A 13,702-nucleotide genomic window follows, 5' to 3' on the forward strand; every position below is an offset into this window, starting at 1 on the left:
AACTCAACTCCACAATAGAACTCACCAAATTGACGCGATATGCGCCGAACTGCACTGAATTGCAGATATAAACCGAATTTTAACAAATATTACCTAACTGAGATAAGTATTAACGGTCAACGATCGGTTATCCGTTATAACAATTAGTTAGGATGTCTACTAAGTTTATGTTTTTTAGCCCTCGAACTAGTCAGATGAGTGCTAGTTTGCTCATTTATTGCGAGAACGAAATTGTAACATTGTGTATAGTAATACAAGTATTTTTTAAGGATTACTAACAAGATGCCGGAAATTAAACAGCTATTTGAAAATAACTCTAAGTGGTCTGAGTCGATCAAAGCTGAACGACCTGAATATTTTGCCAAGTTGGAAGAAGGCCAAAACCCAGGATTTTTATGGATCGGGTGCTCAGATAGTCGCGTACCAGCTGAACGTCTGACGGGTCTTTACTCTGGCGAATTGTTTGTCCACCGCAACGTGGCTAACCAAGTAATTCATACCGATTTGAACTGTTTGTCTGTGGTGCAATACGCAGTCGACGTACTCAAAGTGAAACACATCATTGTGTGTGGTCACTATGGTTGTGGCGGTGTTAACGCTGCTATCGACAATCCGCAGCTAGGCTTGATCAACAACTGGTTGTTACACATCCGTGATCTATACTTCAAGCACCGTAGCTACTTAGACCAAATGCCATTGGCGGATCGCGCTGACAAATTAGGCGAGCTAAACGTTGCTGAACAGGTCTATAACCTCGGCAACTCGACAATTATGCAAAATGCTTGGGAGCGCGGCCAAGACGTAGAGCTACACGGTGTGGTTTATGGTATTGGCGATGGAAAACTGGAGTATTTGGGCGTGCGATCTAATTCTCGTAACAGCCTAGATACCTCTTACCAAAAAGCGATGGAAGAGATCCTTAACCCAGAACATAAGCTGCTGTGTCGCTAAGCGCAGCCCACTAGAAAAAGCGCCCACATGATGTGGGCGTTTTTGTAGCTTATTCCTGAGGAACAACTTTACCGATAAACGGTAGGTGGCGGTATTTTTGTGCGTAGTCGATACCCACACCAACCACAAATTCATCAGGGATTGAAAAACCAATCCAATCAACCGGAACTTCCACTTCACGACGTGACGGTTTATCAAGCAGAGTACAAATCGCGATAGACTTTGGTTCACGTAGTGACAAGATTTCACGGATCTTATTCAGTGTGTTACCTGTATCGATGATGTCTTCAACAATCACCACATCTTTACCTTTGATGTCATCATGAAGGTCTTTCAGGATACGAACGTCACGCGAGCTTTCCATAGTATTGCCGTAGCTAGAAGCAGTCATGAAATCGATTTGATGAGTCAGTTCGATATTACGTGCTAAGTCCGCCAAGAATACAAATGAACCGCGTAACAGGCCAACCAGAACTAAATCGTCACTGCCTTTGTATCGAGCAGTAATTTGCTTACCAAGTTCACGTACACGTTCCTGAACCTCTTGCTCAGAAATCATTACTTCTACTGTATGTTTCATACTAATCTCGTTTATCGCGTTTTAACCAGTACCTACAGTGTAGATACTCGTTGATGGTTTTGAGCGCGTAGTTTAACACTGCATAAGAGCAAGGAAAAAGTCTCAACCCTCAGAAATTCAGCAACGACAACTTAAACCATATGACATACCACACGTATATTAACAATTATGGTTATAAAGTAACCTGAAAACATTGACCTTCCGCATATGCACCATTACACTCATTATGCTTTTAAGCAAATAATAAAATACTAAATAGGGCAAAGCCCAACCAACTCACTTGGCAAGGAAATTGAAATGGACTCTATAGCTAAAAGGCCTCGTACGCGCCTGTCTCCTCAAAAGAGAAAACAACAACTGATGGAAATCTCATTAGAAGTGTTTGCTCGCCGAGGTATCGGTCGTGGTGGTCATGCGGATATCGCTGAAATTGCTCAAGTTTCAGTCGCAACAGTATTTAACTACTTCCCAACTCGCGAAGATTTGGTTGATGACGTACTTAACTACGTAGTTCGCCAGTTTTCTAACTTTCTTTCGGACAACATCGATCTCGATATGCACGCAAAGGAGAACCTCGCTAACCTAACATCGGCGATGGTTGAGCTTGTGGTGAATGACTGTCATTGGTTGAAAGTATGGTTTGAGTGGAGTGCGTCAACTCGCGATGAAGTTTGGCCGCTGTTTGTTACAACCAACCGTACGAATCAGTTATTGGTACAGAACATGTTCATCAAAGCGATTGAGCGTGGTGAAGTGTGTGACCAGCATGATCCCGCGGATCTGGCAACGCTGTTCCACGGCATCTGCTACTCACTGTTCGTACAAGCTAACCGCATCAAAAATCCTGATGCTCTAGCAACTCTGACACAGAGCTACCTAGACATGTTATGCATCTACAACCGTGATCACTAAGATCAAGAAGCAATAGCACACAAGGCTGATGGTAAACATCGGCCTTTTTTATTGCCTGAATATACCTAGGCTTATCAGACTGACCCAGATATAAAAAAACCGCTGAACTTGTCAGCGGTTTTCTTCAAGCTTTAAGAAAAATTACTTTTTCTTCTTAACTGCTTTTTTGTTTGGAAGGTCAGTGATAGAACCTTCAAATACTTCAGCAGCTAGACCCACAGACTCGTGTAGAGTTGGGTGAGCGTGAATAGTTAGAGCGATATCTTCTGCATCACAACCCATCTCGATCGCAAGACCGATTTCGCCTAGTAGTTCACCACCGTTAGTACCAACGATAGCACCACCGATTACGCGATGAGTTTCTTTGTCGAAGATTAGCTTAGTCATACCGTCTGCACAGTCAGATGCGATTGCACGACCTGATGCTGCCCAAGGGAATGTTGCCACTTCGTACTTGATGCCTTCTTCTTTCGCTTCTTTCTCAGTCTTACCAACCCAAGCCACTTCTGGCTCAGTGTACGCGATTGAAGGAATAACTTTAGGGTCAAAGTAGTGCTTCTTACCAGAGATAACTTCAGCCGCTACGTGACCTTCATGCACACCTTTGTGAGCAAGCATTGGTTGACCAACGACATCACCGATCGCGAAGATGTGAGGAACGTTAGTACGCATTTGCTTGTCAACGTTGATGAAGCCGCGCTCGTCAATTTCTAGACCCGCTTTTTCACCATCGATAAGTTTGCCGTTTGGTACACGACCGATAGCAACTAGAACAGCATCGTAGCGCTCTGCTTCAGCAGGTGCTTTCTTGCCTTCCATTGAAACGTAGATACCGTCTTCTTTCGCTTCAACAGCTGTTACTTTTGTTTCCAGCATTAGCTTGAACTTGTCTTTGATACGCTTGGTGTAAACCTTAACGATATCTTTGTCTGCTGCAGGGATAACCTGGTCAAACATCTCAACAACTTCAACTTTAGAACCTAGAGAGTGGTAAACCGTACCCATTTCTAGACCGATGATACCACCACCCATGATAAGCAGTTTTTCTGGCACTTCTTTCAGTTCAAGAGCGTCAGTAGAATCCCAAATACGTGGGTCTTCATGCGGGATAAATGGCAGTTTGATTGGACGAGAACCAGCTGCAATGATCGCGTTGTCGAAGTTAACCACAGTTGACTCGCCTTCACCTTCAACAAGGATAGAGTTAGGGCCAGTGAACTTACCGTAACCATTAACCACTGTTACGTTACGCATCTTAGCCATACCGCCAAGACCACCAGTTAGTTGGTTAACAACTTTTTCTTTCCAGATACGGATCTTGTTGATGTCTGTTTGCGGTTCGCCGAATACAACGCCGTGCTCAGCCATCGCTTTCGCTTCTTCGATAACTTTAGAAACGTGCAGAAGTGCTTTTGATGGGATACAACCCACGTTTAGACATACACCACCTAGAGTGCTGTAACGTTCAACAAGTACAGTTTCAAGACCTAAGTCTGCACAACGGAAGGCAGCGGAGTAACCAGCAGGACCAGAACCAAGTACAACAACTTGGGCTTTAATTTCTTTGCTCATTTTGACCTCTTGTAGTCATTATCCCTAACAGGCTGAGTGGGTATCGATTTTATATGTTTAAGAGTTATTCGTTTTAAACAGTTATTTTCAGACCGCCAACAGTTTACAGAGATGTTAATGGTGTGAAAAGTAAATCAATTTAGCCTGTGAGCTAGACAACAATTCGATTGTGAAAACCCTGTAGTGAGTAAGGGCGATAACCAAATTGTCCGGTAGTTATTATTAGCAGAGGCGGCTAAATTGCCGCCTCTCATTCATCTAACTTCTATTAAAGAACTAGACGACGAATGTCAGATAGACATGCGTTTAGGTAAGTGATGAAGCGCGCACCTTCAGCACCATCGATCACACGGTGGTCGTATGATAGAGACAGTGGAAGTTGTAGACGCGGTTCGAACTCTTTACCGTTCCATACAGGTTTCATCTCTGACTTAGACACACCTAGGATACCAACTTCTGGCGCGTTTACGATTGGAGTAAACGCCGTACCGCCGATACCACCTAGGCTAGAGATAGTGAAACAGCCACCTTGCATGTCAGCAGCAGTTAGCTTGCCTGCACGTGCTTTCTTAGAAACAGCCATTAGCTCTTCAGATAGCTCGTAGATGCCTTTCTTGTTCACGTCTTTAAATACAGGAACAACTAGACCGTTTGGCGTATCTACTGCGATACCGATGTTCACGTATTTCTTCAGAATTAGGCTCTCACCGTCTTCTGATAGAGAAGAGTTGAACGCAGGGAACGCTTCAAGTGCTTTAGCCGCCGCTTTCATGATGAATACTAGTGGAGTGATCTTCATGCCAGTGTCTTTCTTCGCTTCAATCGCGTTTTGCTCTTTACGGAATGCTTCAAGAGCCGTGATGTCTGCGTTATCCCACTGTGTAACGTGCGGGATCATTACCCAGTTACGGTGTAGGTTGGCACCAGAGATCTTCTTAATGCGAGATAGCGGTTGAACTTCTGTCTCACCGAACTTGCTGAAGTCCACTTTTGGCCATGGTAGTAGACCAAGAGCTGCACCGTCGCCTTTGCCAGATGCTGCAGCACCAGATTCAAGACGCTTAAGCGCTTCTTTCACGTAGTTCTGAACGTCTTCTTTCAGGATACGGCTCTTACGACCAGAACCTTTAACCTTAGAAAGGTTTACGCCGAACTCACGAGCTAGACGACGAACAACTGGAGACGCGTGAGCGTACTCATCGTTCTCTTTGAAATCGCCAGTCGCTGCTGGAGCTGCTGCCGCTGGAGCTTCTGCTTTAGGAGCTGCCGCTGCCGCTGCAGGTGCTGCTGCTTGAGCTGGAGCCGCAGCCGGAGCAGGTGCTGCGCCCGCTACTTCGCCTTCCGTTGTAGAGAAAATCATGATTAGTGAACCAGTAGACACTTTGTCGCCAGCTGCAATCTTGATTTCTTTAACTGTACCAGCGAATGGTGCAGGAACTTCCATAGAAGCTTTGTCGCCTTCTACAGTGATTAGAGATTGCTCTTCTTCCACTGTGTCGCCAACTGCAACCATGATTTCAGTAACTTCTACTTCGTCGCCACCGATATCTGGAACGTTAACTTCTTTTGCCGCAGACGCTGCTGGAGCTGCTGCCGCTGGAGCTTCTACTGCTGTAGGAGCTGCTGGAGCACCTGAACCTGCAGTTTCGAATACCATGATTAGAGAGCCAGTCGATACTTTATCACCTGCTGCTACTTTGATCTCTTTAAGCGTACCAGCGAATGGGGCAGGAACTTCCATAGAAGCTTTGTCGCCTTCTACAGTGATAAGAGATTGCTCTTCTTCGATGCTGTCGCCGATTGCTACCATGATTTCAGTAACTTCAACTTCGTCACCACCGATGTCTGGTACGTGAACTTCTTTCAGTTCTGCCGCTGCTGCTGGAGCTGGAGCCGCTGCTGAAGCCGCTTCTGCCGCAGGAGCAGGTGCAGCGTCTGCTGCACCTTCGGCTTCGAAAATCATGATTAGAGAACCAGTAGAAACCTTGTCGCCTTCTGCAACTTTGATTTCTTTAACGATACCCGCTTGAGAAGCAGGCACTTCCATAGAAGCTTTATCGCCTTCAACAGTGATCAGAGACTGTTCTTCTTCAACCTTGTCGCCAACGCTTACAAGAATCTCAGTAACTTCAACCTCATCCGCACCGATGTCTGGTACATTAATTTCGATTGCCATTTCTTATCTACCTTCTTAATTAAGCGTATAGCGGGTTAGTTTTCTCAGTGTCGATGTCGAATTTCTTAATTGCTTCAGCAATTACAGACTTCTCAACTTCGCCACGTTTCGCCAGTTCAGTTAGCGCTGCTACTACTACGTAACCTGCGTTCACTTCGAAGTGACGACGTAGGTTTTCACGGCTGTCTGAACGACCGAAGCCGTCAGTACCAAGAACTTTGAAAGACTCAGCAGGAATAAATGCACGAACCTGCTCTGCGTAGTTCTTCATGTAGTCAGTTGCTGCGATAGCTGGCTCAGTACCCATTACTGTTTGGATGTAAGGTACTTTCGCTTCCGCTTCTGGGTGAAGCATGTTGAAACGCTCTGCATCTTGACCGTCACGAGTTAGTTCGTTGAATGACGTTACAGAGTAAACATCAGAAGCAACACCGTACTCTTCGCTTAGGATTTGAGCTGCTTTACGTACTTCATTCATGATAGTACCTGAGCTCATTAGCTGAACTTTCGCTTTATCGCCCGTGTAAGTTTCTAGCTTGTAGATACCTTTACGGATGCCTTCTTCAGCGCCTTCTGGCATTGCTGGCATTGCGTAGTTTTCGTTCATTAGCGTTAGGTAGTAGAACACGTTCTCTTGATCTGGACCGTACATGCGACGGATACCGTCTTGCATGATTACTGCTACTTCGTACGCGAATGTTGGGTCGTAAGAGATACAGTTAGGAACCGTACCCGCCATGATGTGCGAGTGACCGTCTTCGTGCTGTAGACCTTCACCGTTCAGCGTTGTACGACCAGCGGTTGCGCCTAGTAGGAAACCACGTGCTTGTTGGTCGCCCGCCATCCACGCCATGTCGCCAACACGTTGGAAGCCGAACATTGAGTAGTAGATGTAGAACGGGATCATTGGTAGGTCGTTTGTCGAGTATGAAGTCGCAGCAGCAACCCATGAAGACATAGCACCTAGCTCGTTGATACCTTCTTGCAGAACCTGACCTGATGTTGCTTCTTTGTAGTAAGAAACGATGTCACGGTCTTGTGGTGTGTAGTTCTGGCCGTGCGGGTTGTAAATACCGATTTGACGGAACAGACCTTCCATACCGAATGTACGCGCTTCGTCAGCAATGATAGGAACGATGTTCTTACCAATGTTCTTGTTCTTAAGCAGAACGTTCAGTGCACGCACGAATGCCATAGTAGAAGAGATATCACGCTTCTGTTCTTCTAGTAGAGGCTTGAATTCTTCTAGCTCAGGAACGACTAGTTCTTGAGTGAAGTTTGGCAAACGCTGTGGCGTGTAGCCGTGTAGCGCTTTACGACGAGCGTGCAGGTATTCGTACTCTTTTGAACCTTCTTCAAGTTTCAGGTACGGAAGTTCTTTCACAGCTTCGTCAGTTAGGATGTCTTGTAGACCTAGACGATCACGTAGGTGTAGTACGTGAGTCATATCCATCTTCTTAACTTGGTGCGCGATGTTCTTACCTTCAGCCGCTTCACCCATGCCGTAACCTTTAACAGTCTTAGCTAGGATAACTGTTGGACGACCTTTAGTTTCTGCCGCGTTTTTGTAAGCAGCGTAAAGCTTAGAAGACTCGTGACCACCACGCTTAAGTGCGAAGATTTCGTCGTCAGTCATGTCAGCAACGAGTGCAGCAGTTTCTGGGTACTTACCGAAGAAGTGCTCACGTACGTATGCGCCATCTTTCGCTTTGAACGTTTGGTAATCGCCATCGATTGTTTCGTTCATAAGCTGCAGAAGCTTACCAGTGGTGTCTTTCGCTAGTAGAGAATCCCAGTTGTTACCCCAGATTACTTTCACTACGTTCCAGCCAGCACCTTTGAACAGACCTTCAAGTTCTTGAATGATCTTACCGTTACCCATTACAGGGCCGTCTAGACGCTGTAGGTTACAGTTGATTAGGAAACATAGGTTGTCTAGCTTCTCACGCGCAGCGAAAGAGATAGCACCACGTGATTCTGGCTCATCCATCTCACCGTCACCTAGGAACGCGTATACGCGCTGCTCAGAAGTATCTTTCATGCCGCGGCCTTCAAGGTACTTAAGGAAACGAGCTTGGTAGATCGCAGAGATCGGACCTAGACCCATAGATACGGTTGGGAACTGCCAGAATTCAGGCATTAGTTTAGGGTGCGGGTATGATGGGATACCTTTACCATCTACTTCTTGGCGGAAGTTGTCTAGCTGCTCTTCAGTTAGACGACCTTCAACGAATGCGCGAGAGTAGATACCTGGTGAGATGTGACCTTGGTAGTAAACTAGGTCGCCACCATCCTTCTCGTTTGGAGCACGGAAGAAATGGTTGAAACATGTTTCGTAGAATGCAGCAGAAGACTGGAAAGACGCCATGTGGCCGCCTAGTTCTAGGTCTTTCTTCGACGCACGTAGAACGATCATGATTGCGTTCCAGCGGATGATGGAACGAATACGACGCTCAAGTGTTGTGTCACCTGGGTAAGCTGGTTCTTGATCTGCTGGAATCGTGTTGATGTAGTTCGTGGTGATACCAGTTGGCATGTCAACACCGTCTAGACGTGCTTTATCTAGAACTTGCTCAAGTAGGAACTGAGCACGCTCTACGCCTTCTTCACGTACAACTGACTCAAGTGCTTGTAGCCATTCTTGAGTTTCCAGTGCATCTACGTCATGCTTCATATCAGACATGGCGATCTATCCTTCTGTTGGTTGGATCTATAAAACTAGCAAATCGTCGTTATGAGTCATTGCCCTGTTGCATTCGACGTAAAGAGCGTTCACGACGAGACTCTTCTCTTGTCAAATCCAACAATGTTTCTTCAATATAAGCTAAATGTGAGTGAGACATCTCGCGCGCCTTTTCTGGCTGACCTGAGACGATCGCATCCACGATATTAGCTCGGTGTTTACTTACTTTTTCGACCGCTTCAGGGCGGCGACGTAACAATTTAAAATTCTGCAGAATATTTTGCTCAAGCAAAGGTGCCAAACTACGAACGATGTGCAGCAGTACTACGTTGTGAGCCGCTTCGGTCAGGGCAATTAAAAACTGCATGACTTCCGCTGATTCCGCTTCTACGTCGTTGTTTGATTGTTCTTTGCCGATTCGTTCAAGGCAGGCTTGAATGCGTGCAAAATCTTCTTCGGTACCACGAACGGCTGCAAAGTAAGCGGCAATACCTTCCATCGCATGACGCGTTTCCAGTAAATCCAGCTGAGTTTCAGAGTGGCTAGACAATAAATTTAGCAGAGGATCGGAAAAACTTTTCCAGATGTTCTCGCTAACAAAAGTGCCACCACCCTGACGACGAGTAAGAAGACGCTTGGCTTCAAGGCGTTGAATCGCCTCACGGATCGATGGACGAGACACGTCAAACTGTTTTGCCAGCTCGCGCTCTGGTGGCAATTGCTGCCCCGGAGACAGTGTTCCTTCCACAATCAGCCTTTCTAACTCTTGTTCAATCACATCAGAAAGTTTTGGCTGACGAATCCTTTGATAAGCCATATTTATTGTTCTTCTACTCTTTGCAGTCAATTGGTAATACCAATTTTATGTTGGCGAGGAAATTAACATAATTAAAACGCAAGTTCCAGCCAAAAGTTGACCTAAATCATAGAACAGGTCACGGTTAAACACTTTGATAACAATAGTCGATTAAAACACCAATAAAATTGGTCTGACCAATTACAAAATATAAACAGATGGGGAGAAAATGTGCCAGTCATCACATTGTAACGGGTCAGTTTTAAAGAAAGATGAAGAAAAACGAACGGAAGTGATGAATTAAGAAAATAGATAAAGGCTCAATCATCACGAAAAATGGCGATAAAAACACCATCATTAACAAAAAGTAAATATTAGTTTGCAAAACACACTTCTGCCAGTTTATGTCACTAGCAGAAGTGCAAATCGACAGGATGTCGTGAAGTACTATTTCGCCTCGATATGGTCAATCATTAGCTGCAACGATTGGTTGCCGCGAAACTCGTTAATGTCTAGCTTATACGCCAAACGAACGGTTTTGACTGAAGCATCCGGCCAGCGGCGCAAATCGACGTTAAACGCGATGCCATCGATCATGATATTGGTCGGATGCCCTTTATGCAGCGGCTCAAGCATTAGCTTCAAGTGCTTCTCACCCACCAGCTTTTGATGCAGCACTTTAAACTCACCGTCAAACAATGGTTCAGGAAACGCTTGTCCCCATGGCCCACCTGAGCGCAGTAGTTCTGCGGTGTGCATACTGAACTCTTCCGGCTTAAGTTCGCCATCCGATACGATCACGCCTTTGAGCACTGCTTCATCGAGTTCATTTTTAACCGCTTCATCAAACAACTTGGCGAAGCGTTCAAAATCTTTTTCTAAAATCGTCAAACCTGCCGCCATCGCGTGACCACCAAATTTCACGATCAAACTAGGGTTTTGTGTATCAATACGATCTAAGGTATCGCGCATATGTAAACCGGGAATGGAGCGACAAGAACCTTTAATACTACCTTCTCCGCCATCGGCAAACGCGATCACCGGGCGGTGGAATTTATCTTTAACTCTCGATGCAAGAATACCGATAACCCCTTGGTGCCAATCGCGTTGGAACAGGACTAACCCGTGAGGTAGTTTGCTGTTTTCACCAAACTGAAGCCGCTCACAAAAAGCCATCGCTTCTTGCTTCATTCCTTCTTCGATTTCTTTACGCGTTTGGTTTAAACCGTCCAGTTCACTCGCCATGCGACGTGCGGCGTGGATGTTGTTGCTCATCAGCAGTTCAACACCAAACGACATATCATCCAGTCGGCCCGCCGCATTGATGCGAGGTCCTAAGGCAAAACCAAAATCTGAGGCAACGATACGTCTTGCGTCGCGCTTAGCGACTTCGATCAGTGCTTGAATTCCAGGACGGGCTTTGCCAGCGCGAATACGCTGAAGTCCTTGATGAACTAAGATTCGGTTGTTTTCATCCAGAGGTACAACATCGGCAACAGTACCAAGAGCGACTAGATCCACCAGCTCCATCAGTTTTGGCTCAGCCATACCTTGTTGTTCAAACCAACCGTTCTTTCGCATATGAACACACAGCGCCATCATCAGATAAAACGCCACGCCAACACCCGCCAGCGCTTTAGACGGAAATGCGCACTCTTGTAGGTTTGGGTTCACCATAGCATCAACGTCTGGCAACTCATGGCCCGGTAAATGGTGGTCGGTCACCAATACCTTCAGCCCTTGCTGCTTAGCATAACGAACGCCTTCAATCGACGAGACGCCGTTGTCCACGGTCATGATCACTTGCGCGCCAATTTCAATCGCTTGATCGACCACTTCCGGGCTTAACCCGTAGCCGTCTTCAAAACGATTCGGCACTAAGTAATCGACGTTATGAGAGCCTAACATTCTCAGCGCAAGGACCGATAGAGCGGAACTGGTCGCGCCATCTGCGTCGAAGTCGCCGACAACAATAATACGCTTGTTGTGCTGAATTGCCTCAAACAACAATTCCACAGCATCGTTAATGCCGTGCATTTTTTGGTACGAATGCAGCGAGCGCACCGCCGTTTGCAGCTGCTCAAGAGATGTGACGCCACGATTGATGTAAATGCGCTTAAGAATCGGCGCAATAGAGTCTGGTAAAAGAGATAAATCGGGTTCTGGTCGACGTTGAATTTCTATCATAGATATAAGCAGAGCCTCAGTGACGAGGCTCTTTATTGATTACTGAGTTTGTTGAAGACGTTTGTAAAGGTCTGCTGGCGGCAAGTACCCACCAACCATTTCGCCATTCGGCAGGAAAACCGCTGGTGTGCCGCTAACACCCAGTTCACGTCCTAATGCAAATTGTTGTTTTACAATCTCTTGATACTTAGCAAAATCTTCCCCCTTTTCAGGGAAGGTACGATTAATTTTGCCGTTGTGCATCGCCGCTTGCTGATCTTCCGCTCCCCAGATCGCAGCCATTTGGTCAGCAACCATGCCTGTTGGACCTTGGCGAGGATAAGCCATGTAACGCACCGTGATGCCTAAATCGTTGTAACCTTGCATTTGGCTATGAAGTCGAACACAGTAACCACATGTAATATCGGTAAATACCGAGACAACGTACTTCTCGTCTTCAGCTTTAAACACAATCATGTTGTCTTTTTGTTCTTCGATCTTAGCCGCGTTGATTGGCGCTTGGCGCTTAGCCAGCACGTCCTCGTACTGACCATTTTCATCTAACTTGTAAAGCGTACCCGCTAGAAAGTAGTCACCGTTAGGCGAAGCAAATAGCACTCCACCGCTGGTCTGCACTTCCACCAAACCGTCAATATCGGCTGGTACGGCATCGGTTACTTGCAGTCCAAGCTTGGCAAAGCGTTGCTGCAACTGCTCTTTGTCTATCTTAACTTCGGCTGCAGAAACTTGAGTTGCAACCAAAAGTGGTAACGTCAGAAGACTTATTCGGCGTAATACGCTCATTAAATTCACCTTTTGTTTTCAGCAAGCTTTATGCTCTTGGATGATGCTCGCTGTGTAGCTGTTTCAATCTCTCTGTTGCTACATGAGTATAGATTTGCGTGGTCGACAAGTCACTATGGCCTAGCAACATCTGAACCACACGTAGATCCGCTCCGTAGTTGAGCAAGTGTGTCGCAAACGCATGGCGTAATACGTGCGGTGACAGTTGTTCACTGTCAATCCCAGCCAGTACCGCATAATGCTTAATACGATGCCAGAATGTTTGCCGCGTCATCTGCCTTGCACGTTTGCTCGGAAATACAACGTCAGAGGTATTTTCTCCTAATAGCTCAGACCTGCCCTGTTGGAGAAAAGTTTCAATCCAATCAACAGCATTCTCACCCATAGGTACAAGACGCTCTTTTCCGCCTTTACCAGTTACACGCACCACACCTTGACGTAAGCTGATGTTTTCCATAGTCAAACTGACCAACTCAGTAACGCGCAACCCGGTTGCATATAATAACTCCAACATGGCCTTGTCGCGCAACTCCATTGCATCATTTGGGTCAGGCGCATTGAGCAACGCATCAACTTGCTCTTCGCTTAGGTCTTTTGGCAAGCGCTTTGGCAGCTTTGGACTCACCAATAAAGCACTCGGGTCGTCGGCACGAACTTTTTCACGATGAAGGTACTGGAACAAACGGCGAATCGCCGACAGCATGCGTGCACGAGAAGTTTGTTTGTAATTCTGGTCAGCCAACCAAGATTGGTACTCTTGTAAGCCAGATAGACTAATGAAGTTAAGACGATAGTTGTTCGCTTCCATCCACTGGATTAACTTGTTGAGATCATTACGATAAGAGGCCAAAGTATTCTCAGATAGGCCTCTTTCCATCCACATGGCATCTAAAAACTGCTCTACGATTCCTTGATCAGGGGACATGACTTCAGACACAACATTCCTCGAATTATGATTCTGCTGTCAATGTAAGTGTCTAGAAGAGATAAAGCCATAAAAAATGCCTTTCAAAGTGGATATTCGCTGCAAAGCACGCCATTTTGTGGTTAGAATTCGCTATC

10 protein-coding genes are annotated in these 13,702 nt (G+C 46.0%); 2 read left to right on the forward strand and 8 right to left on the reverse strand.

Features of this window, described 5'->3' with window-relative positions:
- Nucleotides 1-282: 282 nt before the first annotated feature.
- The gene (gene can / locus AKJ31_RS08655; RefSeq protein WP_053408707.1) at nt 283-951 is read left to right on the forward strand and encodes a carbonate dehydratase; all 669 of its coding nucleotides are present in this window, start codon (nt 283-285) and stop codon (nt 949-951) included.
- 49 nt (nt 952-1,000) lie between these two features.
- Here the strand turns inward: can and hpt are convergent, their stop codons facing one another.
- Nucleotides 1,001-1,531 carry a hypoxanthine phosphoribosyltransferase gene (hpt, locus tag AKJ31_RS08660; RefSeq protein WP_053408708.1) on the reverse strand — a complete coding sequence of 177 codons (531 nt, stop codon included), beginning with the start codon at nt 1,529-1,531 and terminating at the stop codon, nt 1,001-1,003.
- A gap of 297 nt (nt 1,532-1,828) precedes the next feature.
- Here hpt and AKJ31_RS08665 point away from each other — a divergent pair, with 297 nt between their 5' ends.
- Nucleotides 1,829-2,443 (forward strand): LuxR/HapR/OpaR family quorum-sensing transcriptional regulator, encoded by a 615-nt coding sequence (locus tag AKJ31_RS08665; RefSeq protein ID WP_053408709.1) that lies wholly within the window; start codon nt 1,829-1,831, stop codon nt 2,441-2,443.
- A gap of 141 nt (nt 2,444-2,584) precedes the next feature.
- Here AKJ31_RS08665 and lpdA read toward each other — a convergent pair whose 3' ends face one another.
- The 7 genes from lpdA to xerD all read right to left on the reverse strand — a co-directional run bounded on the left by lpdA (nt 2,585) and on the right by xerD (nt 13,565).
- Complete coding sequence (gene lpdA, locus AKJ31_RS08670; RefSeq protein ID WP_053408710.1) at nt 2,585-4,015, reverse strand: dihydrolipoyl dehydrogenase; 1,431 nt, start codon at nt 4,013-4,015, stop codon at nt 2,585-2,587.
- Between the two features lie 268 nt (nt 4,016-4,283).
- Entirely contained in the window at nt 4,284-6,191 is a 1,908-nt protein-coding gene (gene aceF, locus AKJ31_RS08675) for a pyruvate dehydrogenase complex dihydrolipoyllysine-residue acetyltransferase (RefSeq protein WP_053408711.1), read from the reverse strand.
- A 19-nt stretch (nt 6,192-6,210) separates the two neighbouring features.
- The gene (gene aceE, locus AKJ31_RS08680) at nt 6,211-8,874 is read right to left on the reverse strand and encodes a pyruvate dehydrogenase (acetyl-transferring), homodimeric type (protein WP_053408712.1); all 2,664 of its coding nucleotides are present in this window, start codon (nt 8,872-8,874) and stop codon (nt 6,211-6,213) included.
- A 49-nt stretch (nt 8,875-8,923) separates the two neighbouring features.
- Nucleotides 8,924-9,691: a pyruvate dehydrogenase complex transcriptional repressor PdhR gene (pdhR, locus tag AKJ31_RS08685; RefSeq protein ID WP_053408713.1), complete on the reverse strand. Its 768-nt coding sequence runs from the start codon at nt 9,689-9,691 to the stop codon at nt 8,924-8,926.
- 426 nt (nt 9,692-10,117) lie between these two features.
- On the reverse strand, nt 10,118-11,857 hold the full coding sequence (recJ, locus tag AKJ31_RS08690) for a single-stranded-DNA-specific exonuclease RecJ (RefSeq protein ID WP_053408714.1): 1,740 nt from the start codon (nt 11,855-11,857) through the stop codon (nt 10,118-10,120).
- 39 nt (nt 11,858-11,896) lie between these two features.
- On the reverse strand, nt 11,897-12,640 hold the full coding sequence (locus tag AKJ31_RS08695; protein WP_053408715.1) for a thioredoxin fold domain-containing protein: 744 nt from the start codon (nt 12,638-12,640) through the stop codon (nt 11,897-11,899).
- A gap of 28 nt (nt 12,641-12,668) precedes the next feature.
- Complete coding sequence (gene xerD / locus AKJ31_RS08700) at nt 12,669-13,565, reverse strand: site-specific tyrosine recombinase XerD (RefSeq protein ID WP_053408840.1); 897 nt, start codon at nt 13,563-13,565, stop codon at nt 12,669-12,671.
- Between the last annotated feature and the right edge of the window lie 137 nt (nt 13,566-13,702).

The sequence above is a fragment of the Vibrio hepatarius genome (assembly GCF_001274785.1).
Classification (GTDB): domain Bacteria; phylum Pseudomonadota; class Gammaproteobacteria; order Enterobacterales; family Vibrionaceae; genus Vibrio; species Vibrio hepatarius.